General features: G+C 72.1%; 29 protein-coding genes and 1 tRNA gene. 12 read left to right on the top strand and 18 right to left on the bottom strand.

Annotated features, from left to right (window positions below):
- Positions 1-221 precede the first annotated feature (221 nt).
- The gene (locus tag CFP66_RS38505; RefSeq protein WP_094930293.1) at positions 222-2,462 is read right to left on the bottom strand and encodes a cytochrome c oxidase assembly protein; all 2,241 of its coding nucleotides are present in this window, start codon (positions 2,460-2,462) and stop codon (positions 222-224) included.
- Positions 2,463-2,528: 66 nt separating this feature from the next.
- Between CFP66_RS38505 and CFP66_RS38500 the strand changes: the two genes are divergently transcribed.
- Positions 2,529-3,248 carry a class I SAM-dependent methyltransferase gene (locus CFP66_RS38500; RefSeq protein ID WP_094930292.1) on the top strand — a complete coding sequence of 240 codons (720 nt, stop codon included), beginning with the start codon at positions 2,529-2,531 and terminating at the stop codon, positions 3,246-3,248.
- A gap of 77 nt (positions 3,249-3,325) precedes the next feature.
- Here the strand turns inward: CFP66_RS38500 and CFP66_RS38495 are convergent, their stop codons facing one another.
- Positions 3,326-4,120, bottom strand: a complete 795-nt coding sequence (locus CFP66_RS38495; protein ID WP_094930291.1) for a PP2C family serine/threonine-protein phosphatase — start codon at positions 4,118-4,120, stop codon at positions 3,326-3,328.
- 66 nt (positions 4,121-4,186) lie between these two features.
- Between CFP66_RS38495 and CFP66_RS38490 the strand changes: the two genes are divergently transcribed.
- Positions 4,187-5,983, top strand: a complete 1,797-nt coding sequence (locus CFP66_RS38490; RefSeq protein ID WP_094930290.1) for an N-6 DNA methylase — start codon at positions 4,187-4,189, stop codon at positions 5,981-5,983.
- A 10-nt stretch (positions 5,984-5,993) separates the two neighbouring features.
- Here CFP66_RS38490 and CFP66_RS38485 read toward each other — a convergent pair whose 3' ends face one another.
- A complete protein-coding gene (locus tag CFP66_RS38485; RefSeq protein ID WP_094930289.1) occupies positions 5,994-6,662 on the bottom strand; it encodes a GPP34 family phosphoprotein in 669 nt (222 codons plus the stop codon).
- Between the two features lie 505 nt (positions 6,663-7,167).
- On the opposite strand from CFP66_RS38485, the gene CFP66_RS38480 reads away from it, so the two are divergent.
- Positions 7,168-7,241 (top strand) — tRNA-Arg (locus CFP66_RS38480).
- Positions 7,242-7,826: 585 nt separating this feature from the next.
- On the opposite strand, the gene CFP66_RS38475 is transcribed toward CFP66_RS38480, so the two are convergent.
- Both CFP66_RS38475 and CFP66_RS38470 read right to left on the bottom strand, forming a co-directional pair.
- Positions 7,827-8,942: an acyl-CoA dehydrogenase family protein gene (locus CFP66_RS38475; protein ID WP_158228383.1), complete on the bottom strand. Its 1,116-nt coding sequence runs from the start codon at positions 8,940-8,942 to the stop codon at positions 7,827-7,829.
- A gap of 48 nt (positions 8,943-8,990) precedes the next feature.
- The gene (locus tag CFP66_RS38470; RefSeq protein WP_158228382.1) at positions 8,991-9,818 is read right to left on the bottom strand and encodes a helix-turn-helix domain-containing protein; all 828 of its coding nucleotides are present in this window, start codon (positions 9,816-9,818) and stop codon (positions 8,991-8,993) included.
- Between the two features lie 393 nt (positions 9,819-10,211).
- Here CFP66_RS38470 and CFP66_RS38465 point away from each other — a divergent pair, with 393 nt between their 5' ends.
- The 4 genes from CFP66_RS38465 to CFP66_RS38450 all read left to right on the top strand — a co-directional run bounded on the left by CFP66_RS38465 (position 10,212) and on the right by CFP66_RS38450 (position 13,669).
- Positions 10,212-11,147 carry a LysR family transcriptional regulator gene (locus CFP66_RS38465; protein WP_094930286.1) on the top strand — a complete coding sequence of 312 codons (936 nt, stop codon included), beginning with the start codon at positions 10,212-10,214 and terminating at the stop codon, positions 11,145-11,147.
- A gap of 147 nt (positions 11,148-11,294) precedes the next feature.
- The gene (locus tag CFP66_RS38460) at positions 11,295-12,227 is read left to right on the top strand and encodes an NAD(P)-dependent oxidoreductase (protein WP_094930285.1); all 933 of its coding nucleotides are present in this window, start codon (positions 11,295-11,297) and stop codon (positions 12,225-12,227) included.
- A gap of 37 nt (positions 12,228-12,264) precedes the next feature.
- Positions 12,265-12,891, top strand: coding sequence for an NADPH-dependent F420 reductase (locus CFP66_RS38455; protein ID WP_094930284.1), 627 nt, complete (start codon positions 12,265-12,267; stop codon positions 12,889-12,891).
- A 28-nt stretch (positions 12,892-12,919) separates the two neighbouring features.
- Complete coding sequence (locus CFP66_RS38450; protein WP_094930283.1) at positions 12,920-13,669, top strand: SDR family NAD(P)-dependent oxidoreductase; 750 nt, start codon at positions 12,920-12,922, stop codon at positions 13,667-13,669.
- 19 nt (positions 13,670-13,688) lie between these two features.
- On the opposite strand, the gene CFP66_RS38445 is transcribed toward CFP66_RS38450, so the two are convergent.
- Complete coding sequence (locus CFP66_RS38445; protein WP_094930309.1) at positions 13,689-14,393, bottom strand: methyltransferase domain-containing protein; 705 nt, start codon at positions 14,391-14,393, stop codon at positions 13,689-13,691.
- Between CFP66_RS38445 and CFP66_RS38440 the strand changes: the two genes are divergently transcribed.
- The gene (locus CFP66_RS38440; RefSeq protein WP_233160052.1) at positions 14,392-14,901 is read left to right on the top strand and encodes a MerR family transcriptional regulator; all 510 of its coding nucleotides are present in this window, start codon (positions 14,392-14,394) and stop codon (positions 14,899-14,901) included. The genes CFP66_RS38445 and CFP66_RS38440 overlap by 2 nt on opposite strands.
- On the opposite strand, the gene CFP66_RS38435 is transcribed toward CFP66_RS38440, so the two are convergent.
- The 7 genes from CFP66_RS38435 to CFP66_RS38405 form a co-directional block, all read right to left on the bottom strand.
- Positions 14,867-15,367, bottom strand: coding sequence for a hypothetical protein (locus CFP66_RS38435; RefSeq protein WP_198961957.1), 501 nt, complete (start codon positions 15,365-15,367; stop codon positions 14,867-14,869). The two genes, CFP66_RS38440 and CFP66_RS38435, sit on opposite strands and share 35 nt — an antisense overlap.
- A gap of 31 nt (positions 15,368-15,398) precedes the next feature.
- A complete protein-coding gene (locus tag CFP66_RS38430; RefSeq protein WP_143517520.1) occupies positions 15,399-15,779 on the bottom strand; it encodes a hypothetical protein in 381 nt (126 codons plus the stop codon).
- Positions 15,776-16,111, bottom strand: coding sequence for a VOC family protein (locus tag CFP66_RS38425; protein ID WP_094930281.1), 336 nt, complete (start codon positions 16,109-16,111; stop codon positions 15,776-15,778). The genes CFP66_RS38430 and CFP66_RS38425 overlap by 4 nt, the downstream gene beginning before the upstream one ends.
- A gap of 23 nt (positions 16,112-16,134) precedes the next feature.
- Complete coding sequence (locus tag CFP66_RS48755) at positions 16,135-16,995, bottom strand: DoxX family protein (RefSeq protein ID WP_233160058.1); 861 nt, start codon at positions 16,993-16,995, stop codon at positions 16,135-16,137.
- Positions 16,996-17,056: 61 nt separating this feature from the next.
- Positions 17,057-17,929 carry a sigma-70 family RNA polymerase sigma factor gene (locus CFP66_RS38415; RefSeq protein ID WP_094930280.1) on the bottom strand — a complete coding sequence of 291 codons (873 nt, stop codon included), beginning with the start codon at positions 17,927-17,929 and terminating at the stop codon, positions 17,057-17,059.
- 85 nt (positions 17,930-18,014) lie between these two features.
- Positions 18,015-18,809 carry an SDR family oxidoreductase gene (locus CFP66_RS38410; RefSeq protein ID WP_094930279.1) on the bottom strand — a complete coding sequence of 265 codons (795 nt, stop codon included), beginning with the start codon at positions 18,807-18,809 and terminating at the stop codon, positions 18,015-18,017.
- A 108-nt stretch (positions 18,810-18,917) separates the two neighbouring features.
- Positions 18,918-19,406: a MarR family winged helix-turn-helix transcriptional regulator gene (locus tag CFP66_RS38405; protein ID WP_094930278.1), complete on the bottom strand. Its 489-nt coding sequence runs from the start codon at positions 19,404-19,406 to the stop codon at positions 18,918-18,920.
- Between the two features lie 72 nt (positions 19,407-19,478).
- Here CFP66_RS38405 and CFP66_RS38400 point away from each other — a divergent pair, with 72 nt between their 5' ends.
- On the top strand, positions 19,479-20,069 hold the full coding sequence (locus CFP66_RS38400) for a hypothetical protein (protein WP_143517519.1): 591 nt from the start codon (positions 19,479-19,481) through the stop codon (positions 20,067-20,069).
- 41 nt (positions 20,070-20,110) lie between these two features.
- Positions 20,111-20,590: an NUDIX hydrolase gene (locus CFP66_RS38395; RefSeq protein WP_094930276.1), complete on the top strand. Its 480-nt coding sequence runs from the start codon at positions 20,111-20,113 to the stop codon at positions 20,588-20,590.
- A gap of 72 nt (positions 20,591-20,662) precedes the next feature.
- On the opposite strand, the gene CFP66_RS38390 is transcribed toward CFP66_RS38395, so the two are convergent.
- The 3 genes from CFP66_RS38390 to CFP66_RS38375 all read right to left on the bottom strand — a co-directional run bounded on the left by CFP66_RS38390 (position 20,663) and on the right by CFP66_RS38375 (position 22,864).
- Positions 20,663-21,073 (bottom strand): hypothetical protein, encoded by a 411-nt coding sequence (locus CFP66_RS38390; protein WP_094930275.1) that lies wholly within the window; start codon positions 21,071-21,073, stop codon positions 20,663-20,665.
- Between the two features lie 1,017 nt (positions 21,074-22,090).
- On the bottom strand, positions 22,091-22,483 hold the full coding sequence (locus CFP66_RS38380) for a VOC family protein (RefSeq protein WP_094930274.1): 393 nt from the start codon (positions 22,481-22,483) through the stop codon (positions 22,091-22,093).
- 6 nt (positions 22,484-22,489) lie between these two features.
- On the bottom strand, positions 22,490-22,864 hold the full coding sequence (locus CFP66_RS38375; protein WP_198961954.1) for an MmcQ/YjbR family DNA-binding protein: 375 nt from the start codon (positions 22,862-22,864) through the stop codon (positions 22,490-22,492).
- A gap of 34 nt (positions 22,865-22,898) precedes the next feature.
- On the opposite strand from CFP66_RS38375, the gene CFP66_RS38370 reads away from it, so the two are divergent.
- On the top strand, positions 22,899-24,050 hold the full coding sequence (locus tag CFP66_RS38370) for a cytochrome P450 (protein ID WP_094930272.1): 1,152 nt from the start codon (positions 22,899-22,901) through the stop codon (positions 24,048-24,050).
- Between the two features lie 77 nt (positions 24,051-24,127).
- On the opposite strand, the gene CFP66_RS38365 is transcribed toward CFP66_RS38370, so the two are convergent.
- Both CFP66_RS38365 and CFP66_RS38360 read right to left on the bottom strand, forming a co-directional pair.
- Entirely contained in the window at positions 24,128-24,835 is a 708-nt protein-coding gene (locus tag CFP66_RS38365) for a DUF6319 family protein (RefSeq protein WP_094930271.1), read from the bottom strand.
- A gap of 61 nt (positions 24,836-24,896) precedes the next feature.
- Positions 24,897-25,694: an SAM-dependent methyltransferase gene (locus CFP66_RS38360; RefSeq protein ID WP_094930270.1), complete on the bottom strand. Its 798-nt coding sequence runs from the start codon at positions 25,692-25,694 to the stop codon at positions 24,897-24,899.
- Positions 25,695-25,796: 102 nt separating this feature from the next.
- Between CFP66_RS38360 and CFP66_RS48275 the strand changes: the two genes are divergently transcribed.
- Complete coding sequence (locus CFP66_RS48275) at positions 25,797-26,123, top strand: PASTA domain-containing protein (protein ID WP_094930269.1); 327 nt, start codon at positions 25,797-25,799, stop codon at positions 26,121-26,123.
- Positions 26,124-26,125: the final 2 nt, after the last annotated feature.

Below are 26,125 nucleotides of genomic sequence, written 5' to 3'. Positions count from 1 at the left end.
CGTTAAGCAACCTTCCGGGGCCTGTTCTCACACTGTACACCCGCCAAATCCTTGCGAATCAGGGGGTCCCCCGTGCAGGGGGGCGGCCAGCGGGCCCTGTTGACCGAGGCCCTGAGGGCCTTCGTTCTGTCCGGTGTCTCGCTGACAACGAGAAAGTTACGCGAGGGGTTGACAGCCCGTCAAATCGGCCCCCCATTAGGCCTCTGACCTGCCGAAACGTGTCACTCGTCGTCGTCATGACGGTCGACCGGCGCGACGAGCGGTCGGTCGTCCGCGGCCGTTCCCGACCCCTCTTCGGGTCCGCGCGCAGAGCCCTGACCTGCAAGGACGGGCGGTGTCCTACTCGTTGCCCGCCGTTCACCCGGTAGCAGCTCGCCGGGACGCTCCTCGTTCGTGTGACCTGGCTCATCGCGCTTTTCGTCGCTCTCCGCGACGAGCGGCGGCCTTTCCGTCGCCAAGCGGCGAAGCATCGCGTTGTAGGCGTCGAGGTCGGCGTCGCCGTGCACGTCCGCATGTCGATCAGCGCGTTTTGCCGACCGTTCGTCCTGGCGCGACCACTGGACCAGCAGTGCGAGCACCACCAGCAGGAGCGGCACCTCCCCCGCCGCCCAGGCCAGGCCGCCGCCCAACTGCTGGTCACGGAGCACGTCGGGCACCCACGGCAGCGCGAGGCTCCGGTAGAAGTCCCCGCCGAACGCGGTGTTCGCGCCCATCACGGTCACGCCGAAGAACGCGTGGAACGGCACCGACGCGAACACCAGGCCCATCCGTGCGGCGGGCGGGAGGCGGCGCGGCGCCGGGTCCACACCGACGATGGGCCAGAAGAACAAGGCTCCGACCAGCAGGAAGTGCAGGTTCATCGCCTTGTGTGCCCAGTGCTCGGGCAACGCCGCGGGGAACAGGCCCGAGAAGTACAGGGCGTAGTAGCTCCCGACGAACAGGGCCAACGCCACCACGGGGTTGGTCAGCCAGCGGGCCAGGGGCGAGTGCACGGCCGCGAGCACCCATTCACGCGGCCCCGGCGGTTCCGCGCGTCCCGCCGCGGGGAGCGCCCGCAAGGCGAGCGTCACCGGGGCACCCAGCACCAGGAGGATCGGCGTGAGCATCCCGAGGATCATGTGCTGGCCCATGTGCACGCTGAACATGGCGGGTCCGTAGCGCCCCAGGCCGGAGCTGGTCGCGACGAGCAGGGTGGCGCACCCGAGCAGCCACGCCGCGGTACGCCCCGGCGCCCACGCATCGCCGCGCCGCCGCAGCCGGCGCACCCCCAGGAGGTACCCGACGCCGAGCACGATCGCAGCCGTGCCGAATACCAGGTCGAAGCGCCAGTCCAGGGCCAGCCGCGCGAGGGTCGGCGGTCCCGCGAGGTCGTAGCCGATCAGGGTCTCGATCCGCGACGGCACGCCTGCGCCGGTGTCGGGGGTCACCGTTCGGCCCAGTGCGACCGCCAGCCCGATCGTCGCGAGCATGAGGAGGACCTCGACGCCGCCGAGGCGCAGCAGCGCCCCCGGCTCGCCCCGGGCCGCGGCCGGGACGGACGCGCGGCGGTGCACCACGCCCACCACACCGAGCACGACCAACGCACCGGCCTTGGCCAGCACGAGCGTCCCGTACGTGGAGCCGACCAGGGCCCACAGCGGGATCCGGACCAGCGCGTTCACCAGGCCCGTCACGGCCAGCACCAGCCAGCACACGAGGGCGAGCCGGGAGAACCGCGGCACCGCGGTGGCCAGGGCGCTCGCCCGGTCCGGCCCGCGGGCCGCGGCGTGTGCCAGCACCGCGACCAGCCCACCGACCCAGAGGCACGCCGCGAGGACGTGCAGGACCAGGCTGTCGGTCGCGATGTCGTGCGCACCGCCGCTGGCGGAGTGACCGGTGAAGGTCACCGGCAGCGGGCCGGCCAGCGCGATCGCGAACAGCACCACCGTCCAGCCCCAGGTGAGCACGGTGCGACAGCCGACGAGCACGAGCACGGCGACCAGCGCCGTCAACGTCCAGGTCGTGGCGGCGGCGATGCGCGGCAGCAGGTCCAGGACCAGACCCGCATCGAGCACCTGCCCGACCGGTCTGCCCAAGGTGTCCGCCATGCTCAGCGGCACCATGAGCAGCGCCGCGGCGGCCCAGCCCGCGGCCGTCCACGACCCCGCCCGCAGCGCGCGGTAACCCGCCACGTCGAGGTACCCGGACCGTTGCGGGGGCACGAGGAACGCCGCGAGCAGCACCGCGCCGATCGTCAGGACCATGCAGACCTCGGCCGCGGCGCGCACCGCGGGCAGGCCCACGACGGTGAGCGTGCCCGGGTCGGGCAGCCCGAGTGCCTCGGCGGGCCGCGCTCCCGAGAGCGCCGTGAGCCCGCCGGCCACGAGCACGGCGATCAGCGCTCCCAGGCCGGCGACGCTCGCCACCCCCGCGGTCGGGCGACCAGGCGGTCGTGGGGCGGGCTCGACGGTCGCGTGCGCCATGCGTCCAGGCTAAGCCGTGCGCGGCGCGGGCCGTTTCCGCAGGCTGCGAGACTGCCGCCCGTGGACATGTCTGCCGAACAGCCGGCGGGAGCCGATCAGCCCGCCGCTGTGCGGCTGCTGCACACCGCCACCGCGCCGGACGGGAGCAGGCCACTCCCGTGGGCCGCCTCCCCGCTCGCCGGCGCCGGGCGCGTGCTCGAGGTCTGCTGCGGGGACGGCCTGCTGGCCGACGAGTTCGACGGCCGCTGGGTGGGTGTGGACCCCGTGGCGGGAGCGGTCCGGAACCGGCTGGTCGCGGGGGTCCCGACCGCTCTGCCGCTGCGCGACAACGCGGTCGACGGCGCGGTGCTGTTCCTCGCCCTCCCCCGGCTGCGCGACGTCGACGAGATCTTCGCCGAGCTGCGACGCGTCCTGCGACCCAGCGGCACGCTGGTCGTGGTCGTCCCGGCGGCGAGCCCGCGCTCGATCGCGGAACTGCGCTGGGCCCCGGTGCTCGCCCCCGTGCACCGCAGCGGGTGGACGAACCGCTCGGCGCTCGACGGCGCGGGCTGGCTGCTCGCCGCGGCGGACTTCGCGTTGCTGGGCGACGACCGCGTCGCGTTCACCCTCCCCCTGCCCGACGCCGCTGCGGCCCGCACGTTGGTGTCCGACCTCCCGCGGGCGGGTTGGTGGCCACCGCAGCTCCCCGCCGCGGTCGCCTCCCGTGCCGAGGAGGGACTCGCACGGCGCGCCGGACCGGGACGTCGGCTCCCGGTTCCGCTGCGCAGGCTCGTCGCGCGGCGCTGAGGGGTGTGGCCCTGAGGGGGCGCGGCACCGGCACTCCCGCGAGTCGTGCTGTGCACGCACGCGTGTCGCGGCGTGGGTCAGTCGTCGGTGGCGGCCGCGGCGCCGACGACCACAGGCGTGTCGTCGGCGGGCTCGGCGTCCTCGATCAGGTCGGCGACGATGCAGGTGATGTTGTCCGGGCCGCCGCCCGCGTTGGCGTTCTCGATGAGCTGGGCGACCGCCGTGGCGGGGTCCGCGGCGTCGGCGAGGATCTCGTGCAGCTGGGTGTCGTCGAGCACCGCGGTGACCCCGTCGGAGCAGATCAGGTAGCGGTCGCCGGGGCTGCCCTCGAGCTCGAAGAGGTCCGGTTCCGGGCTGCCGCTGTCCTGCAGTGTCTTCACCAGCCAGGACCGGCGCGGGTGTGTGGCCGCTTCCGCCTCGGAGATCCGGCCCTCGTCGACGAGCGACTGCACGAGGGTGTGGTCGTGCGTCAGCCGCTCCAGCTCGCCGTCGCGCAGCCGGTACGCCCGTGAGTCACCGAGGTGCAGGACGCCGATCCGCATGCCGTCGACGAGGAACGCCACCACCGTGGTGCCGGTGCCCCGCAGGTCGGCGTTCTGCTCCGCCATGTCGGTGAGCCGGGCCGCGGCGCCCTCGATGGCGCCCCGCAGGACGCCGCGCAGGTCGACCTCACCGAGGCCACTGCCCCGCAGCTGGGTGTCCAGGTCGAGCAGGGAGGTGATGGCGACGGTGCTCGCGACCTCGCCGTGGGCGTGCCCGCCCATCCCGTCCGCCACGGCCAGCATCCGCGGGCTGGTGGCTGCGGAGTCCTGGTTGATCTCCCTGCGACGGCCGACGTCGGAGCCGGCCGCGGAGCGCAGCGTCGGTGACATGGTGCCACCCTCTCACGCTGTGAACAGGCTTCACAACGGCGGGGGTCGTGAACTAGTTTCAGCAGCGTGGCCGGGGACACGACTGTCAGCACGGGCGACATCGCCCGGCTCGGTCGCGTCGGCCGCGCCGCCGTCAGCAACTGGCGCAGACGGTACGACGACTTCCCCGCACCGGTGTCCGGCACCTCGTTCAACCCCCGATTCGCCCTGTCCGACGTCGAGGCGTGGCTGCGCCGCAACGGGAAGCGCTACCGGCTCTCGGCCGCCGACCGCGCGTGGCAACGCCTGCTGTCCAACGGCCCCGAGCTGCTCCTCCCCCACCGCCTCGCCGCGGCCGGGGCCCACCTCCTCGGCCGGCACGCGCCCGACCTCCTAGCACTCCTGCCCGACGCCTCCGACAACGCCGCCGACCCCGAGCTCGCGGCGCTGCTCGACGAGGTGGCGGCGGGTGCCGGGCCGGCCGCCGCCTTCGAGGACCTGTGCGGCCGGCACCAGGGCGGCGCGGGCCGGCCATCGGACGCGCTCGCCACGGCCATGACGCGGATCGCCCTTCCCGACGGTGGCGGCAGCGTCCTCGACCCGGCCTGCGGAACCGGCGGCCTGCTGCTGGTCGCGGGAGCGGGTGAGGCGCGCGGGCAGGAAGCCGACCCGGCCGGGGCACGCATCGCCGCCGTCCGGCTGCTGCTCGCCGGGGCGCAGGCGGCGCCGGTCGCCACCCGGGACGCCCTGCGCCACGACGCGTTCACCGGTGAGGAGTTCGACGCCGTCGTGTCCGCACCGCCGGTCGTCGACCGCAGCTGGCCGCACGACACCCTCGCCGGCGACGCCCGCTTCGCCCACGGCCTGCCGCCCCGTACCGAACCGGAGCTCGCGTGGGTGCAGCACGGCCTCGCCCACGTGCGGCCCGGCGGTCGCGTCGTCCTGCGGCTCCCGGCGGCCGTCGCGTCCCGCCGGCCGGGCAGGCGCATCCGCGCCAACCTGCTGCGCGCCGGCGTGCTCCGCGCCGTCCTCAGCATCGAGGACGAGGTACGCGCCGCGGACGTGTGGGTGCTGCGCAGGCCGCTCCCCGCCGAACCGGTCCCGTCCGAGCTCCTGCTCGCCCGCACCGCACCGGACGCCGCGGCGGAGCTGTGGGAGCGGTTCGCGTCCGGACGCCATGCGGGAACGAGGTCGCGCGCCGTCCCGGTGGTCGCGCTCCTCGACGACGAGGTCGACCTCAGCCCGGAACGGCACCTGCACCGCCGCGCCCCGGCCGACGCGCGACGCCGCGTGGCCGAGCTCCTCGCGGACGCTCCGCCGGCCACCCCGAACCTGCGCCCGACCGCCGGAGCGCACGACCGGGCGGCCGTCACCGTCGGCGAGCTGGCCCGCCGCGGGATGCTGAGCGTGCACCACGCCGCGCGGGACGCCGCGGCCGCCGACACCGGCACCGTCCCGGTGCTGACCGCGTCCGACCTCGCCACCGGCGCCACCCCGACCGGCCGGACGAACACCGCGGCCGGGCGCGTTCGGGTGCGACCGGGCGACGTCGTCGGCGCGCCGATGGGGCGGGCCCGCGTCGCGGACCACCCCGCTGTGCTCGGGCAGAGCCTCACCGCCTACCGCCTCGACCCGGACCAGCTGGACCCGGAGTACCTCGCCGGGATCCTGCGCTCGGCGCCCACGCCGAACGGCACCTCGAGCCGGCACGGGCAGCGGGTGCGCGTCCGGCTCCTGCCGATCGCCGACCAGCGCGCACTGGGGGCCGCGTTCCGCGGCCTGCTCGACGCCGCCGACGCCGCGCGGGCTGCGGCGGAGCGGGCCGAGACCCTGCTGCGGCTCGGCGGTGAGGGGCTGGTGGAAGGCTGGCTGCGCCCCGGCTGAGGGCGAGGCGTCAGGAGCCGCTCGACGAGCCTGCCGCGATCGTCGAGGCCGTGACCGCGGCCATCACACTGGCCTGCACCGCCTGCACGGCCTTGCGCACCGCGACGCCCGCCCAGTCGCCGTCGGCCACCTCCGCGGCGCGGGCACGCAGCTGACGCCGCGCCCCGTCGACGACCTTGTGCTCGGCCTTCACCGCGTGCACCAGCGAGATCAGCAGGGCGACGTGCTGGTCGGGCGGCGCCCCGTCACGCAGCACCGCCGCGACCTGCCCGCGCAGCTCCTTCCCCGCGCCGCTGCCGGTGGACGGCCAGGTCGTGGACGGGAAGATGCCGAGGATCCGCGACTGCTCGCACCGGACCACACCGCGCTGCACCAGCCGCTCCAGCACGGGTGTGCGGGTGCGCCGCGCGAGCCGCTCGACCGCCTTCTGGGCGCGCACCGCGTTCCCCGACAGGCGGGACGCGGCCTCGTCGAGCAACGCATCACCGGTCGGCGCCGGGTCGAGGACCCGCAATCGCGCCTTCGCGCCGTCGCTGTCGGCGGAGATCCGCTCGCGGAGCGCGAGGTCCAGCAGGAGCGCCCCGCCGATCGCGCGGTCGAGCGAGGTGCCGTCCACGACCGCACGCCCCGACCCGGGGTCGAGCAGCAGGAGGACGAGGTCCTCGGTGATGGTCGTCATGGGTCCCCACCTTCCCTCGGATCCGGCCACCGGCGCAGCACCGCCCCGCCGAACAGCCCTCACACACCGATCCCGGTGCTCACACACCGACTGCAGTCAGTGTCCGAGTACAGAAGTCGGTGTGCGACCCGCGGGGCGACGGCCCACACACCGACTCGCCCCCCACACACCGATCCCGGTGCCCACACACCGACTGCAGTCAGTGTCCGAGCGCAGAAGTCGGTGTGCGACCCGCGAGCAGTCGCCGCGCCACGGTCAGCAGCACCGGACGCGCCAGCGCCTCGGCCAGGGCGACCTCCGAGGCCCCGATCCAGCCCGCGCATGCGAGCGAATCGAGCCCCGCGCGGGCTCCCACAGGTCGCGGTGGGCCGGGCCCGACGCCCTGACCGTGCCGGACATCGGAGCGTCGAGCCCCAGCGCCATCCCCTGTCGCGCCAGCCGACGCTCACCCACAGGTGCACCAGGGCGTCCCACTAAGCTCGTACCCGTGGCCCCCGGGTCACCCGCCCTCGTAGCTCAGCTGGACAGAGCAAGAGCCTTCTAATCTCTAGGTCGCAGGTTCGAATCCTGCCGGGGGCACCCAGGTCAGAGGCTTGATCAACACCCTTGAGCCGCTCGCGTGGAGCTATGCGTGGAGCAAACCGGCGCCGACCGCGGAGGTCGACCTGTGGTGGCCGGGCGAGCACCACCATCACGGCGGGAACGTCCAGGTCGTGACGCACCGGACAGCTGGCCACTGTGGACCCTCTGGTCCGGCACGGCCGAAAGCATGACTGCACGTCCGTCCACAGCACTCGACGGGCTCCCACCGATCAGCCGCCTGTCACCGACCTGCTGGCCGAGTGCACCTGGCGCTCGACGAAAACCCGAACGTCCCACGCCTCCAGCAAGAACGCCTGTTCCGCGGGCTGCGGCCCGTCTGCGAGGACATCGTGGAGGTCGACCGGTGCTGTCGCGGTCACGGTGTTCCAGGACCAGTTGTGCACGACGTGGACGGGCCGACCGTCCCGGGCGGTGGCCGTGGTGGCGGTGGCGCTCTCGGGCCGGTCCCGCCGGCGATTGCGCGGCCGATCAGCAAGAGGCGGTCCCGGGGCGCTCCCGCAGACGGAGCGGGTGGCGACGGCGAGCCAGGCGAGTATCGATCACCTGACGGTCGACCGTCGGCTACAGCATCCCCGACACGGTCGGCATCACGTCGAAGGTGAGCCGACCGTGGTCCTCGGCCAGGATGTACGGCGTGAAGTACGGGTGCCGGGTGCCGACGGCCACGTCGCGCCAGAAGCGCTGCAGCGGGTTGTCCTCCGCGAACCCGCTCGCGCCGTGCAGGTCGAGGAGTAGTTCCATCGCCTCGCGGCACTCCCGGGCGGCCGTCGACAGCTCCATTCTCAGCGTGATCCGTTCCGTCACCGGCATGGACCCACCCGGAGCGAGCGCGTCGATGGCGTCGGCCACCTGCAACGTCCGTCGCATGGCCGAGTCTGTGCGCCGCAGGGCCTCGGTGAACCAGTACCGCCCGAGGGGGGAATCCGCGACTCGGGCGTAGGTGGTCGCGTACGGTGCCCGATTGCCGGCGATCGCCGCCGCGACGACGTCCTGCCCTCCGCGTGTTGCCCCGATCATCGATGCGAGCGCCGCCAGACCGCCGGTGAATGTCAATTCCGGCGAGGGCATCGAGCCGGAGCCCGGGAAGCTGACGAGGCTTTCCGGTACGAAGACGTCGTCGGCCACGATGGTGTGGCTGCTCGTCCCGGCCAAGCCTGCTGCCTTCCACGTACGTTCGATCGACAGGTCCGCGACCGGCACCAGGGAGGGACAGACGGCGGGCGGCGTCTCACCGGACAGCGACACCATGACCATTGCCCAGGACGCCAGCTCGGAACCGGACGCCATCGCCCACCGCCCGGAGAAGCGAAGGCCGCCAGGCACCCGCTCACCTCGGCTGCTCTGCCCCACACTGGATGCGCAGGCGACCGCGTTCGGGTCGGCCAGAAGAGCGGCGCGGGCCGCGTCGGAACCGACTGCACTGATCAAGGATTTGTTCGCCGCACACAGGCCGACCACCCAGGCGGTCGACGGGCAGCCGCGGCCCAGCTCCGCGATCACCTCGACCAGGACGTGCTGGTCGACGCCATGCCCCCCGGCCTCGCTGGGCACCGTCAGGGCGAACAGTCCTGCGTCCCGCACCGCCTCGACGCTGTCCGGTGCAGGCTTGAGTTCGCGTTCGGTGCGCGCCGCGTTGGCCGAGAGCGTCGGCACTGTTTTGCGGGCAGCATCCAGCAACGTTCCATGCATGTCGGAGATTGATCCTTCGATGGGTGCGGGTAGGGGTCAGTTCTGGTTGGTGTATTGACCCTGGGCGATGGCGAGGCGGGCGCTGTCGACAGATCCGGGCTCCGTGGTGTAGATCACCGCGCGGAGGTCGCCCTCGTGAATCGTCATGATCTCGCAGTCGACCGTGACGTCCCCGACATCCGGGTGGTGCACCGTGACCTGGTGGTGCCGGTAACGGGAGTCCGCGTGCGATTGCCACAGTGCTGCGAAGTCGTCGCTGGCTGTTTGCATGTCGGTGACCAGATCCTTCAACCAGTCATCGTCCGGATATCGCAAGGCGGTGGCCCGTAAATCCGTGACGATCGCGGACTGGAAGGGAAATCCGGAGGCGCCCCTCATGTTTTCCGGATCGCCGGTGAAGACGCACCAGGCCATGTTCCGCTCCCGGCCAACCGCAAGGACCGAGGCGGAGCACAGCGCCTCGAATGCGGCGTTCCAGGCCAACAGCGTCCAGGCCGCGTCCAGGACACAGATCGGGATGTCGCCGAGCCGCTCGAGGAGACGTCGGGTACCGGGCCCCACCTCGTGCGGCACGCGACCGATGCGCGGCGGAACGTGCCCGGCGAGGGAGCAGAGATACTCGTACTCCGGGCGGGACAGTCGCATGGCCCTGGCGAGTGCGTCGAGCACGCCGGCAGACGGCCGCCCACGACCCTGCTCGAGACGCTTGATGTACTCCGCGGACACCCCGGCCTCCGCGGCCAGCTCGTCTCGTCGCATCCCTGGCGTACGCCGACGGGTGCAGGACACGACGCCACCGTGCGGCGGGGTCGCCCGTTCCCGCCAGCGCCGGAGGACGCCGCCGAGATCATTGCCTGCGGTCACAGACACAAGGATGCCGCAGACCTGGCGGAACAGCCTGGCCCGAGAAATACCACGATCACCGAGTGCACGGGGTGTCCCTGCGCCCAGCGGTGCATCTTCTCGGCTCGAGGCGTCCGCGCGGGTCGCGGGCCTGGAGCCGAGGGCCACCCGCGCGACCCCTGGCGCATGACCGCAACGCCGGCGGCCGATCTCGAACTTCGAGAGCACGACCGGCACGGGCTCCATGCATGCCCGCGGATGAGCGGAACACCACGGTTCTCCGCCCAAGATCGAACAGCTCTGAAGTTCCGTTCACCCGCGGCCCCGCCACCGGCCTTCGTGCAGCGGCCGGGCGGCGAGCAGTTCTTCCCGTACCTCGATCGATAGCAATCCGAGCTACGATAGATTCCGCTCATGCCAAGCTTGAGGGCGTTCGAGTGTCTGCTCGCCGCCGCTGATCTGGGATCGGTGACCCGCGCGGCGCGGCACCTCCATCTCTCGCAACCCGCGATCTCGCACCAGCTGGCAGCTCTCGAGCGAGAAGCGGGAACCGCACTCCTGACCCGCGAGCGCCGCGGCGTGCGCCTCACCGCCGCTGGGCGCGCCGCGCTGCCCGAGGCGCGTCGGGCCCTGGCTGCCGCGGCCGACGCCATCCGGCTCGCCCGCGCTGTCGGGCAGGGAGTCGAGGGCGTCGTCCGGGTGGTGTGCGCGCAGAGCCTCACCGTGGCGTTGCTGGCGCCCGTGCTGGCCCGGTGGAACGTCGAGCGCCCCGACGTCGTGGTCTCCCTCCTGGAGAGCACGGACCCGGAGACCGCCTTCGCCATGCTGGAGTCCGGCGGAACCGATCTCCTGCTGTTCCCCGACCTCGGCGACGCGAGGTTCGAGACGACCACCGTTGCCGAGGAGGAGATCGTCGTGGCCCTCCCGGCGCTGCACCCGCTCGCTTCCCGGCACGCCATCCGGCCACGGGACCTTCACGGTCAGCCGTTCGTGCACTTCACGCCCGAGAACAGGCTCGGCAACTGGATCGAGAGCCACCTCGGCGATGTCGAGCTGCGTGGGCCGGTGGTGGTCCGCACCGCCGTGACGACCCACGCGCCCCAGCTGGCGGCAGCGGGGCTGGGCGTGACCGTCGTCCCGGTCAGCGCCATCGCCGCCGGCTTCTCCGGGGCGGTCCGCCCCTTCGAGCCCCGGTGGACACGACGCCTCGTCGCCACGACCACGGCCTCGCGCGACCCGCTCGCCACACAGCTGATCGATGACCTTCGCAGCACCGGTCTGCGCGTGCCGGCCGACATCGCCCAGCAGCTCGCACCGACCGAGGAATCGGTGGCCGGACCGGAGGACTGACCGCCAAGCCATTCGCAGAACTTATCGCGAACCTCCGAAGGATCGATGTTTTCGGGGGAATCCTCGAGGCTCGGCGGTTGCTGCAGCCCACGACGCTCCCTTCGCCCACCGCGGGCGAAGGACTCGTGACGGCTGAAGGGAAGTCTCATGGCGCAGGTTTTCGTCACCGGCGGTTCGGGTTTCATCGGGCAGGTGCTGGTACGCCGGCTCCTCGACGAGGGGAACGCGGTACGCGTCCTGGTCCGCAGCGAGGCGTCGGCGGCGAAGGTGTCAGCACTGGGCGCAGTACCCGTGCGGGGCGAGTTGACCGACCCGACCACGTGGCAGGACGAGGTCGTGGGCAGTGACGTGGTGTTCCACCTCGCTGCCGAGACCGACATCGCCGCTGACCGCGAGCGCCACGAACTCGTCTCGGTTCGCGGCACCCGGTCAGCGGTCGATGCGGCCCGCCACGCACAGGTTCCACGGTTCATCCACTGCGGGAGCGAAGCCGCGCTCCTCGCCGGCGAGCCACTCGTGGAGGTCGACGAGACCGCGCCGCTACGGCCGGACTCGGAAGCCGCCTACTCCGCGACGAAGGCCGGTGCCGAGAAGATCGTCCTCGACGCGAACGCCCCCGGCTTCGCCACGGTGTCGATCCGGCCCAGGTTCGTCTGGGGGCCCGGCAGCATCCTCACCGACGGCCTCGTGGCCGCAGCCAGGGCGGGGCGGTTCGCGTGGATCGAGGGCGGCCGGCACACCACCGACATCACGTTCGTCGACAACGCGGTCGAGGGCCTTCTGCTCGGATGGCGCCGCGGTCGGCCGGGCCAGGCCTACTTCGTGACCGACCGGCACCGCGTCGTCCTGCGTGAGTTCCTGGAGACGCTGTTCCGGATCCACGGCGTCGACACACCGATTCCCGACCTGGACGCCGCGACCGCCACTCGCGAAGTCCCCGTGCCCGATCGATGGTTCCTCGGGCAGCCGTGCACCTTGCGAACGGACAAGGCCGTAGCCGAGCTCGGATACGAGCCGGTCGTTTCGCACGCCGCAGGTCTGGACGCTGTCCGGCACCACGTGGCTCCCGCCGGCGTCTGAGAACTGCGCTGCTCCCGACAACGAAGGAAGCGACACCATGACAAGGATCAGCATCATCGGCCTGGGCACCATGGCCCGCACGCTGGGCGTCCGAGCCGGCGGCGCCGGCCACGACGTGCAGGTCATCGGCCGTGACGCGGCCAAGGCAGCCGCGCTCGCCGCCGACCTCGGCGGGACCGCCACCGCGAATGTCATCGGCGACGCCCCCACCGGCGACATCGTCATCGTCGCCGTTCCCCACGCCGTCGCGGCATCGATCGTTTCCGACTACGGGCCGACACTGGCCGGCAAGGTCGTCGTCGACATCAGCAACCCCTTCGATCCGGCGCACACCGGGCTCACCACGCCCCGCGACAGCTCCGCCGCCCAGGAGATCGCCGCAGCAGCGGCCCCGGGTACGACGGTCGTCAAGGCGTTCAACACCCTGTTCTCCGGCGTCCTGGCCGCCGGTGAGACGGCGGGCCACCCGGTGGACGTCTTCATCGCCGGCGACGACCCCGATGCGAAGGCAACGGTCTCCGCATTCGTCACGAGCCTCGGGCTGCGTCCGATCGACACCGGCGATCTGACGTTCGCCCACTGGCTGGAAGGCATGGGTCTGGTGCTCCTCGGACAAGGCATCCGGCGCGACGACTTCTCCCTCGCCATCAAGATCCTCGGCTGATCACCGTGTATCGGGAAGGAGGATCACCATGGACCTGACGCTCACCGGCCGCACCGCTCTGGTCACCGGCGGGACCCGGGGCCTGGGCGCGGCCACCGTCCGCGCCCTGGCCGCGCGCGGGGCATCCGTCGCCTTCAGCTACGTCCACTCCGTCGCGGCCGCCGAGTCGCTGAGCCGGGAGATCCGTACCGGCGGTGGCATCGCCGAGGGGTTCCAGGCCGACCAGGCCGATGCAGCGGCCGCCGCCGGCCTGGCTCGGCGCGTGCTGGACCGCTTCGGCGCACTCGACATCCTGGTCGCCAACGCCTCGATCGACGCCTTCGGCCGGGTCGACGACCCGGACCGGGACGAGGAACTGTTCGACCGGTTCTGGGCGGTGACCCGGGCCGGGATGATGGCCACCGTCCGGGCCGCCGCACGGGTGATCTCCGACGACGGCCGGATCATCCTGATCGGCTCCGGCCAGGGCGTCCGGGCCGGCACGCTCGGTGTGGCCGACAACGCCGCGTCCAAAGCCGCCATCGACGGTTACGCCAAGGGGTTGGCTCGTGATCTCGGCGCGCGCGGGGTGACGGCGAACGTGGTGCACGCCGGACCGATGGCCACCGACCTCGTCGCCGGCAACCAGGAGAAGCTGGGGCCACTGGTCGAGCGGCTCTGCCTGCCCCGCTGGGGCACCGTGGACGAGGTCGCGGCCGCGGTGACGTTCCTCGCCGGACCGGACGCCGCCTACATCACCGGTTCCTCGCTGGACGTCGACGGCGGCTACAACGCCTGACCCCGGGCCGCGCTCGGCGCTATCCCTGCGCGGCCACGAGGAACATCGGCACCGCGACGAAGATCCGGTTCGTCCGCGCGCGCTCGGCCTGCTCGGCGAGCCAGCTCTCCTCGTCGGTCATCCGGTGCAGCAGGCCGAGCGCGGTGTCGTCGGTGAGCACGAGGGTGTGCACCTCGACCACAGGGTCGGTGAATCCGGCGTCGAGCAGCAGGTTGCGGTACCTGCGGGCGACGCGCGGCGACGGGAGCGAGTCCGCCTTCGTGCGGACGAGCCGGCGCGTGGTCTCCGGCTCGTCCGAGTCGATGGCGAGGGTGTCCCAGTCCTGGCCGAGCAGCACGGCCCGCCCACCCGGGGCGAGCACGCGCCGAGCCTCGGCCACGGCGCGCTCCGGGTCGGCGAGCGCGTGCAGCACCTTGTCCGCGCGGTAGCCGGCAACCGACCCGGTCTCCAGCGGCAGCTCGCAGGCGTCGCCGACGTGGAACTCGCCTGTCGGCCAGCGCTCCCGGGCCACACCGATCATCTCGGGATCGCGGTCGACGCCGACCGCACGGGCACCGCGCTCGGCCAGCTCGGCGACCGCACGGCCACCGCCGCAGCCGACGTCGACCACCGTTCGGTCGGTGAGGTCGGTGAGGTCGCCGAGCAGCTCGTAGGAGCGTGCGCGCAGCGTGACGGCCACGGGATGCGCGTCGGCGGCGTCGAGGACGGCAAGGAGGCTGGACATGGCCGCCATGCTCGGACCTAATGTCGACATGAAGTCAAGCCCGATGACGATCGGTCAGGTGGCCGACCACTTCGGCCTGCCGGCCCACGTACTGCGCCACTGGGAGTCGGTGGGCCTGCTCTCCCCCGCCCGCGTCGAGGGCGGCCGCCGCCGCTACACCCGCGACGACCTGTTCCAGGTCGCCTCCATCGTGATCATGAAGCGCGCCGGTCTGCCGCTGCCGGAGATCCGGGAGTTCCTCACCTCGATCCACACCTCTGCGCGCAAGGACGTGCTACGCCGCAACCACGACGCGCTGCAGGTGAGGATGGCGGCCCTGCGGTCGGCGCTCGATCTCCTCGAGGCCGGGCTGAACTGCTCCCACGAAGACATCGCGACCTGTCCGAACGCCCGGGCCCACCTGGCGGAGTTGGTGGACGTCCCGCGCCCGGCCAGAACCGGGCGGTGTCCGGGCGACCTCCTCCCAGCGTCTGTCAGCGGCCCTGGCGGCGAAGCCCGTCCACGGTGAACGCGTGGCCGTGCGCCGGAGACAGCGCCAGCAGCAGCGCCGCGGCACACGCGCTGAACACGGAGGCGCTCAGCGGGGCCTCGAAGCCGGCGAACAGGAACATCGACAGCCCGAAGACCAGCAACGTTGCCACGCTCAGCCATGCCGACCAGCGCAGCGCCACCCCGAGCAGCAGAGTGAGACCCAGGGCGAGCTCGGCGAGCGTCGCCCCCCAGCCGGCGACGCCGAGCAGCGGTGCCGGCAGGTACGGCGCGAGGGCGGCGACGTAGGCGAGGTAGGGCTCGAAGCCACCCCAGGACACGTTGGCCGTGCCCGCAGGTCCCCACAGCCCGAACCGGTCGGCGACTGCCGACAGGAAGCCCGCCGACAGCGCCACCCGGGTGAAGACGGTGGCGACCGACCACATCCGTCGATCGTCGGCCGCGTCGTCGAACCGTCGACGAGTGCGCTTCAGCAGTAGCGCCATGGCTCCTCCGAGGGTGCACGGAAACAGGCGGTCACTGTCGTGACCAGGTTCGTGAGGCCAGGACGGCACCGCCCGCAAGGAGGAGGGCGCCGAGCGGCACGTGGAGCGCGGTGAGCCGAGCGGCACCTGCCAGCCCCTCCGCCAGCACCGTGACCAGCAGGAAGAAGCTGACCAGAGCGAACCGCGGCGATCCTCCACCCGGCCGCCACACCACGATGGCGGCAACCAGCTGCACCACGGCGGCGAGCACGACGAACGCCGCTGTGGCGCTGTGGGCCAGCCGGCCGCCCGGTGTCGAGAGCAGCAGCCCGGCGGTGACGGCCTGGGTCAACAGCGCGATCGCCAGCAAGGTCACGGTCACCCGCATTGCCGCGGCGAAGCGCTCGCCGCGGTCGTCGGCCGTACGTCTCACGCAGACTGGATCAGGCCGATGATGTTGCCGTCCGGGTCCTTCACCGCGGCGGTCAGCTTGCCCCCACCGACGTCCTTGACGTCCTGGTGCGCCACCGCACCGGCCTCCACCAGCGCCGTGACACCCGCCCTGATGTCTTCGACCTGCCAGTAGCTGACGGGGCCCGACCGGTGGCCGTGGGGATCCAGGCCGATGTCCTGCCCGGCCACGGAGAAGCCGACGTAGTACACCTCGTCCATGGTCGGCTGCACGCCCAGCAACTCGCGGTAGACCGCTTTGGCCTTCGCGAGGTCCGTGACGGGATAGATGATCGTCGTCATACCTGAAGTCATGAGAGCTCCTCGTACTGGTGGTGTCATTGCTCTGACGGATCGCGGCGAAGGAATGTGACCGATGAGCCGAGAGATCGGCGGTCATGGGGCCGCAGCGCCCACGACGCGATCGTGCAGACACTGAAAAGACCCGTCCAGATGAGGTGATTCGCGTCCGAACCGGACACCAGGTGCGACGTGAACGCTCCGGCGAAGTTGTAGAACGCGCCCGCGTATGCCCACTCCTTGAGCCGCGGAAATCGCGGGGCGAGCAATACTGCGACACCGAGCAGCTTCCAGGACCCCAGGATCGACACGAAGTACAGCGGGTAGCCGAGGGCCAGCACGCCGGCGGCCGTTTCCGGTCGCCGGGACAGGTCGGCCAGGCCGCCGGTCAGCAACACGAAAACGATCACGCCCGTGGTGGCCCAGTACCAGATCAGCAGCGCCTTGCCGCTCGTCACGGCGGGCGTGGACAGGCGGTCGAGGAACCCGGTCCCTGCCGCAAGGTCGCGGCGCGAGCAGGGGCGCAGCGCCCAGGACGTCATCGTGATGACGGTGAAGCCGACCGGGCCGATGGCGCCGGCGACGTCTCCGACGGCCAGGTGCGAGATGACCGCTCCGGTGTAGATGAAGATCATCCCGGCATAGACCCACTCCTTGAGCCGCGGGAACCCGGGCGCGAGCAGCACCAGGGCTCCCGGGATCTTGCAGATCCCGAGAATGATCGCCACGTACGGCGGGTAGCCGAGTTGCACCTCCAGGACATCCCGCACGTAGTCGGTTCGCAGGATGTCCCAGATCCCTCCCACCACGGACTCGGTCGCGATGACGCCGGTAGCGAACCAGAACACGACGACACGAGCTCCGGATATGCTGGAAATCTTCGTTCGGGCAGCCCTCATCGACGCCTCATTCTGATGGACGGTCTCTGCTTCCGAATTCGGGGCCCGCGCCGGGCGCCGCTCACCCGAGGATCGAGAGTTCGACCTCGGCGAGGTATTCGGGATCGGCGAGAATGTCGATCCTAACGATCTTCCCGCCACTGGTCGTGAACTCGAACACGACACGCGGCTGCCCGGCCGGCCCCCACACGGCCCCGGCGGCCCCGTCGACCAGGGCGAGTCGAGCCGCCTTCGCCCGTCCGGCGAACACGGTGGCCACAGCCGCGACGCCGCGGGCCTCCTCCGACGCGCCGGCCCGCACGGCGGCGGCGTCGGAACTCAGCACGACGTCCGGGCCGAGCAGCGACATCAACGCCGTGAAGTCTCCGTCGCGCGAGGCGGCGAGGAATGCCTCGACCATCGCCCGCTGCCGGGACAGGTCGTTCTCCGCACCAGGGGTCGCGCCCCGCACGCGGCGGCGGGCGCGGCTGGCGAGCTGCCGCGCGGCAGCGCGCGAGCGGTCGACGATCGGCGCGATCTCCTCGAACGGCACGGCGAACAAGTCGTGCAGCACGAACGCGAGCCGCTCGGCGGGCGTCAGCGTGTCGAGCACGACCAGGAGCGCCGAACCGACGGCGTCGACCAGCAGGACCTCGTGCTCCGGGCCGGTGCCACCGTCAGCGTTGATGTCGAGGTCGGGCGAGTGTGCGCTGTGGAGCTCCTCGCGCCGGGAGGTGCGCGAGCGCAGCATGTCCAGCGACACCCGGGCGACGATCGTGGTGAGCCAGCCGCCCAGGTTCTCCACCTGGCCGCTGTCGGACCGGGCGAGCCGCAACCACGCCTCCTGCACGGCGTCGTCGGCCTCGGCATGCGACCCGAGCACCCGGTAGGCCACCGAGCGCAGATGCGTGCGGTGGGCCTCGAACCGATCGGTCAGCCAGTCGCGTTCGACCACGGTCGCACCCTCCGGTTGTGTTCCGTCATGCCTTTGACGGACCGGAACGTGTCGATGTGACCTGACGGCCCCCGCCCGCAGCCCGTCACAGCCCCTGCCGCACCTGAGTGGCCAGGAAGTCCTCCCACGTGCGTCGGCCGACGGCGCACTCCGGGGCGAGGTTGGCACCGGCCCGGTACGCGGCCGCAGCCTTGCCGGGAGCCTTCGGGGAGATCATCAATCGGCGCTTGCCGACCGCACGCAGGTAGCTGCGGGCGAGCTCCTCCATCCCGTACACGCGCGGGCCCGCGATGCTGGGCACCAGCCCGGACGGCTCGCCGAGCGCCAGTTCCACCAGCCTGGCCGCGACCTCGCCGGAGTCGACCGGCTGGAACCGGGCCCCTCCCCAGAGCGGCATCACCGGCATCTTCGCCATCTGGCCCAGCAGCGTCAGGATCCAGTCGTGGAACTGGGTGGCGCGCAGCGTCGTCCACGGCACGCCGGATTCGGCGATGACGCGCTCGGCGTCGCGCTTCTCCGCGAAGTAGCCGTACATGGCGCGGTCGACGCCGCTGACGACCGGGATCCGGTCGGCGCCGACCACCGAGATGAACACCAGGTGCCGGACGCCTGCCCGCGATGCCGCCTGCACCAGGTTGCGAGCCTTGTCCCCGTCGCCCTTGGCGCCTCCCGCGCAATGCACGATCGTCTCGATGCCCGTCACCGCGGCGTCGACCCCGCTGCCGGTGCCGACGTCCCCGGTCACGTACTCGATCCCGTCGGCGGGCTCGTGCTGGTGCCGGGTGAGCACGCGGACCTTGCGGCCCGCGTCCCGCAGGAGCGGCAGCGCGAGGCGTCCGAGCGTGCCCGTGCCGCCGGTGAGCAGGAGGGGTGAGGTCATGGCTTCTTCTCTCCACGGTTGGCGAGTCCGGGACCCGAACGCATCGGCCGGGTTCCGGGGTTCACCTCCCTGACACGCCGCGGGGAAGGAGTGTGACCGCGAGGGGGATCAGGACTTCGCCGATTCGCGAGGCGGCCGCCGGTGGCGTGGATCGGTGGTGATGATGCGCTCGAGCGCCTGACGGAGCTGCGCGACGTGATCAGGACCGACCGCGTGGTCGAGCCAGGCGTCGAACTCGGCGATGACCCGCTCGCCGAGCTCGACCGTGCGCCAGCCGCGCTCGGTCAGCTGCACCCTCTTGGCACGCCCGTCCTTCGGGTCCGGCGTGAGGGTGATGTAGCCGCGGTCGCCGAGGTGGCGGATCAGCTCGCCGATCGCCTGTTTCGACATCGCGGCCCGCGCAGCCAGATCGGTCACCCGGGTGCCGTCCGGGTCGATCGCCATGAACACCGGGGCATGTGCCGCCCGCACGTCGTCGAAACCGGCCGCGCGCAGCGCACCGTCCAGCTCCGCGGACAGGCGCGTCGCGGCGGCGTTGAGCAGCGAGCCGAGCGGGGTGGGCCGGTTCCGCAGCGGATTAGTAAGGCGCTTGACCATCGATCACCCTCCGGGCTAGGTTCGATTTAGTACGGAACCTTACCAATCGAGGGGGCGGAGTCCGTGGAGTACATGGACCGTGCACGCAGGCTCGGAGGACTGGCGTGGGTGGGCGGCGGGGCACTCTTCCAGCTCGCGTGGGCAGCGTGGGCCGGCGTGGTGCCGGGGACCATCACCCTGGTCTTCGGCGCGGCCGCGGTCGGGCTGGCCGCGCTGTTCCTCGCGGGAGCCGGCACGACCCTGATCCGGGCCGGAGGATGGGTGATGGCCGTGCTTCTCGCCGTGGATTTCGCAGGCGCGGTGGCCGATCGGTTCGGTGCGTTCGGGCCGCCGGGCGCGCCAGGTGTGTCGTGGGGCAGCTGGGCGGTGTTCGTCGACTACACCCAACTCATGCTCGGCGGCTCGCCGCGCCTGCTCGCCACTGCCGCCGCCGTGGTGGCGACGGGCGTCGAGGTGCTGCTGGCCGTGGCGTTGGTGGCAGGTTTCCGGCGTCGCTGGACGGGCAAGGCCGCGGCGGGCCTGCTGGCGATCTACCTCTTCGCGATGTCCCTGACGATCGGGGTCGACGAGGTCGCCACCTATGCGATCCCGGTGCTCATCGGTGCAGCGCTGCTCGTCTCGGTCTGCCCGGCGCAACGGCTCCTGTCGCCCGTGGGGACCTGAGCGGCCGCCCGCGCGTCGCCGAGGCGCATAGGGTCCCGGAGATGGGATCGCCCGAGGATACCTACGCCACCCCTCGCGTCGCCGCCGGAGCGCTGTTCGTCGACGACCGGGGCCGCGTGCTGCTGGTGCACCCGACGTACAAGGACGACACCTGGGAGATCCCCGGTGGAACCGTCGAAAGCGGCGAATCCCCCGCAGCAGCCTGCCGGCGCGAGATCCGTGAAGAATTGAACCTCGATCGGGAACCGCAACGCCTCATCGCCGTGGACTGGGCGCCCAACGAGCGCGATGGCGACAAGTTACTGTTCCTGTTCGACTGCGGACCGCTCGGAGAGGACGAGACCCGCATCATCCTGAACGGCGAGGAACTCGATCGCCGGGAGTGGGTCGACGCGGACGATCTCGACGACTACCTGATCCCGCGCTTGTCCCGCCGCCTCAGGTCCGCGCTCCAGTTCGCCCGCGCCGGCAGCACCTACCTCGAACACGGACTGCCCCCGGTGGCCACAGCAGCGCGATGACCGGGGTACGGACGCACGAGAACGGCGCCGGACCCGAAGGTCCGACGCCGTTCCGCGGTCGCGCTCGAGAGGTCAGTCGTCGATCTCGGAGCTGTCGCCCGCCTCGCCGGCCGCCTTGCAGGAGTCGTCGAGCGAGCTGTCGCCGTCCTCGGCCTCGGCCTCACCCGAGCCCAGCAGGCCCAGGCCTGCCGCGCCCGTCAGGTCGGCGACAACGCTGGTGCTGTTGAGCGGCACCTGGACGCCCAGCACGTTCACCGGCACCTGGTTGTCGCAGGCGTTGATCGGAGCGGTGATGTTGTTGCCGCCGAGGTTCAGCAGGCCGCCGCTGCTCGAGTTGTCGATGCCGTTGGCGTCCTCGACGTTGGTCTTGCTGCCGTGGTGGCCGTCGTGGTCACCGTCGCCGTCACCGGCGAAGGCGAGCGGGCTCACCGCGAGCAGTCCGGCTGCGGCCGCAGCCACAACAATTCCAGCCTTCTTCAGCACAGTTCATCTCCTGTCGAGGGACCGGGGTCGACCGGAGCCGATTCCCTTCAAAGTCAGCGTGTACGAACGGGGAGCCGTTGCTGACTACGGAAAAGGTAGCCATCCGCGGCGGGCCAAGACAAATCGACTGCCCCTATCGTGTGAGTCGACTACTCCGCGCTTGGATACGCCTTCTTTCGTGAATGCTGCACGCCGGCCCGCACCGCGACGTGGGCCGCGATCACCACGGAGCGTCAGCGTTGATCACTCGGATGAGAGCGTGACCTTTCAGGGGCCCGAGCGTCTGCAACGCAGCTTCGCGCGCACCGGACGACGCCGGTGGCGTGGTTCGCGGACGGCGGCAGCCACCGTCTCCCCGCCCCCGACAGGCCCGGCTCGATCACGCAGCGCGCATCGTGAGCCGTGCTCCAGCGCCCTCGCGACCGCACTCACGTAGGTCTCGCACACCGGTGCGCCGTCATGATCGCCAGGAGTGGTGTGAGGGCGTCACATCGAGGTTGCCGAATCGGTCGGGCGCGGTCCGCGGTGATCGATCTGATCAGTACCTGGGTGCGGGTGTGACGACGGTGGCGTACGTCTCGGAGCGATCAGGGCCGGGTGATCGGTGCGAGCAGTGCGTGGGTGCTGTCGCGGCGACGTCAGGTGCTTCTCGCAGCGATCACCATCGCGCGTCCGCGGGCCTGGTTCGGCAACGAGGAGGGGCGTCGGTGCGGTCCTGATCGCCGCTCTAGCGCTGCTCTCCGGGGGGCGGGCCACCTGAACCGCCGCCGCTGGGTGTGGTCGGGGTGTCGATGCCGGCGGCGAGGGCGACGGTGTAGCCGCTGGTGACGTCGCCCGTCACGGTGGCCGGCTGGCTCGCGCCGCCGTCGTCGCCGAAGACGTTGTCGTCGTCCAGGCCGACCCTCGACAGGTTCCTCGTCGCTCGGTCCTGTCCTCATCACTGCCTCCACCGGTCCTGCGTCCTGACCTCCGCGACGCCAGGAACCGACCCTGTGCCCCGGCTGTGTGCCGACTGTCTCAGCGGGACAGCAGGTCCCAGCGGTTGCCGGCGATGTCGAGGAAGACCGCCACGCGCCCGTACGGCTCGCGGCGCGGCTCGGTCACGAACCGAACCCCGGCGGCGCGCATCCGCTCGTGGGTCGCATCGAAGTCCTGCACCTCGAGGAAGAAGCCGACCCGGCCGGCCACCTGGTTCCCCACCGCCACCTCCTGCGCGGGGCCGTCGGCGCGGGCGAGCAGGAGACCGGTGGCGGCGCCGGGCGGGCGGACGACCACCCATCGCTTCGGGCGTCCGTCGTTCGTCGACGCCGGGGAGTCCTCGACGAGGTCGAAGCCGAGCGCGTCGACGAAGAATGCGATCGCCTCGTCGTAGTCACGGACGACGATCGTGACGAGCTGCAGGAACGCCATGCGCCTTCACTCCCCGCGGCTCAGGGCCACCCAGCCGAGCCGCTCGCGCTGCGCCTTCGGCAGCCGGGCGACCACGAGGTCGTAGGAGTCCTCGATCATCTCGCGCACCGTCTCGTCGGGCACGGAGCCGTCGAGCACCACCGTGTTCCAGTGGCGCTTGTTCAGGTGATACCCGGCGGTGATCGCCGGATGGCTCATCCGCAGCTGCACGGCGAGGTCCGGATCGCACTTGAGGCTCACCCGAAGCGGGTTCCCGTCGAGCCGGCTGAGCGCGAAGATCTTGCCGGCGACCTTGAAGACGCTGTTGCTCTCGTCGAACGGGAACTCCTCGCCCGCACCTGCGAACGCCAGGCAGGCGGCTCTCAGCTCCTCCGCGATCACGCCGGTCACGCTAGCGCGCATAGGCTGCGGCGTCGTGGCCACCGTCTTCCCCGTGGGCGCGACGCTGACCCGCGCCGAGCTCGCTGCCGACCCGCACGCCGCGCTGGCCCGGCTGCGCGCCGCCGAGCCGGTGTCGTGGGTCCCCGAGCTCGGTTACTGGCTCGTGACCAGCCGCGACGCCGCCCTGCACGTCCTGCGCGACGCGCGCACGTTCACCGTCGACGACCCCCGCTTCTCCACCGCGCAGGTGGTGGGGCCGAGCATGCTGTCGCTCGACGGCCCGGCTCACTCCGCCGCGCGCAAGCCGTTCGCGGCGCCGTTCCGTCCCGCGCAGGTGGCGCAGCGCTTCGCGCCGCGGATCACCGCGCACGCGCAGGAGCTGACGGCCGCGATCGCTGCGGCAGGTCACGCCGAGCTGCGCGCCGCCTTCGCCGGACCGCTCGCGGTGCGCGTGGTGGCCGAGTCGCTGGGCCTCCCCGAGATCGACACCGCCACCGTCCTGCAGTGGTACTCGACGTTCGTCGACGGGGTGGCCGAGGTGACAGCGGGCGGCGCGGTGCCGCCCGAGGCATCGGCGGCGTTCGGCTCGCTCGCCCACCACGTGCACGCCGGGCTCCACGGCGATTCGCTGCTCGCCGACGCCGTGGCGGCCGGCCTGGGAAGGGACGCGGTCGTGTCCAACGCGGCGGTCCTGCTCTTCGGCGGCATCGAGACCACCGAGGGCATGATCCTCAACCTGCTGTGGCACCTGCTGCGCCGTGCCGACCAGCTCGCCGAGGTGCGGGCGGATCCCGGGCTGCTGCCCGGCGCCGTCGAGGAGTCGCTGCGGCTCGAGCCCGCGGCCTCGGTCGTCGACCGGTACGCCACCACCGACACCACGCTCGCCGGCGCGATGATCCGCCGCGGCGACCCGGTGACGGTGTCGCTGGCCGGGGCCAACCGCGACCCCGCCACGTTCCCCGACCCGGACACCTTCGACGTGCACCGTGCCAACGCCCGCCAGCACCTCGCGTTCGCCCACGGCCCGCACGTCTGCCCGGCGATGGACCTGGCCCGCCTCGAGACCGTGATCGGCGTGCGCACCGTGCTGGCCGCCCTACCGGATCTCACGCTCGACGACCGGCACCCGGTTGCACCGTCGGGCCTGGTGTTCCGCAAGCCACAGGCGCTGTACGTCCGCTGGTGACAGCGGTTCTGCTGTACGAGCGGCACTTCGGTATCGCTCTATCGGACGGGAGTGCCGCTCGTACAGCCGGGAAGTGCTCAGCTCAGCTCCTGCAACGCCCGCTGCGCGGCGTCCAGCTCGGCGCGTAGCCGCTCCACCCGGTCCACCTGGCGCAGGCGCGCGGCCTCCAGCGACGACTCGATCGCCTCCGCGACCTCGGAGGGCAGCGCGCGAGCGGCCTTGGCGACGTCGCCCGCCTGCACCGGTGTGGCCTTCACACTGCGCTTCTTGCCGGTCATGACCTCGACCGTCCACTCCCCGTCGGGAGAGGCGTTCAACGTGACCGTGACCTCGGCAGGCGGACGGGGCGTACGACCGGCTGCGCGCGGGCGCTCCGGGCGCTTCTCCGCCGCCGGCGGTTCGGCCGGGCGGGCCGGCTCCGCAGGAACGGGTGCCGGCGGAGCCGGGGCCGGTGTCGCGCGCTTCGCCGGTTCCGGCCGCTTCGCCGACTCCGGGCCCTTCGCCGGCTCCGGCGCCGGGGCGCTCGCGGACCCCGCACGCTTGCGCGGAGGCCGGGTGCGGGTGAGCTCGCCGGGCGAGCAGAACATCGTGTCGCGCGTGCCCGCGGGGCGGATCTGGATGAAATCCCCTTCGGCGGTGTCGTCGATCGCGATCAGCTTCGCCGAGCCACCGGCCGGGACCCCGACCGCGGCCGGGGTGAACCAGACCGTGACCGGCTTGCCTGCCGACAGCTCGGCGCGCGCTGCCTCCAGGTCCTGGTCCGACAGCGGATTGGGTGCAGCCATCCGTGCAATTCCCCCTCACTCGAGTGGGCTGCATTGTGCACGTCGGCACCGACAGGACGGATCAGGGCTTGCGTGCCACCACGCCGAACTGCGGCACGTCGGCGACGGCGCCGACCTCGACCCCGTCGGGCCGCCACCGCGAGCAGGGCACGATGCCGGGTTCGAGCAGCTCGAGGCCCTCGAGGAAGCCTGCGAGCTCGGCGTGGCTGCGCGCGGTGATCGGCGGCGTGGCGTTCTCGTTCCAAAACGCCATCGCCTTCGCGTTGGCCTCGCCGCCCAGCTCCAGGGTGGGGTGGGTGACGGCGACGAAGCTGCCCGAGGGCACCGCGTCCACGAGCGCGGCGACGACGCGCGCGGCCTCGTCGGTGTCCAGGATGAAGTTGAGGACGCCGAGCAGCATCACGCCGACGGGCCGCTCGAAGTCCAGCGTGCCGGCGGCGGCGCGCAGGATGGCCGCGGGGTCACGGGCATCGGCGTCGAGGTACTCCGTGCGCCCCGCCGGGGTGCTGGTCAGCAGGCCCCGGGCGTGGGCGAGAACGAGCGGGTCGTTGTCCACGTAGACGATCCGGCTCTCCGGAGCGATGCCCTGGGCCACCTCGTGCGTGTTGGACGAGGTGGGCAGGCCGGTGCCGATGTCGAGGAACTGTCGCAGGCCCTCGTGCCCGGCGAGGTGGCGCAGCACCCGCCCGAGGAATGCGCGATCCGCGCGCGCCACCTCGACGATCGACGGGAACATCTCCTGGACGACGGCGCCGGCCTCGCGATCCACCGCGTAGTTGTCCTTGCCGCCCAGCCAGTGGTTCCAGACCCGGGCGTTGTGGGCGACGGTCGTGTCGACGCCGCCTGTTCCGTCGGACATTCGTCCCCCTGCCGCTCATCCGATCGTGGCGGACCCTACCCGTGCGCACGTCGTATCACGCCTGCCCGTGAACATCCGCGGCCGATCGGGTACGCAGTGTGCGTGAGCGATCAGGAGAAGGTGCTGGTGCCCGCGCTGATCGGGCTGGAGGTGAGCGACGCGCACGACCTCGCCTTCACGGCGCGCGTCGTGGCGGTGGCAGCCGACCCCGCCATCCCCCTCCCGACCGCGGGGGTCGTCACGGCGCAGCAGCCGAGCGCCGGCACGCGGGTCGACCCCGCCGACACGGTCGCCATCGCCGTGGAGCCGCGCCACGGGGGCGGCGGCGGGGACGACGAGGGCGGCGGGGGCGGCGGAGGCGGCGGCAGGCCCCTACCGACGCCGCCACCCGGACCGCGCGACCCCGCGGGCACCAAGCCGGTGGGCTAGTG

Origin of the sequence: Pseudonocardia sp. MH-G8 (assembly GCF_002262885.1) — a bacterium.
Classification (GTDB): Bacteria; Actinomycetota; Actinomycetes; order Mycobacteriales; family Pseudonocardiaceae; genus Pseudonocardia.
The sequence above is the reverse complement of the archived record's forward strand: the minus strand, read 5'-3'. Positions and strand labels throughout refer to the sequence as shown.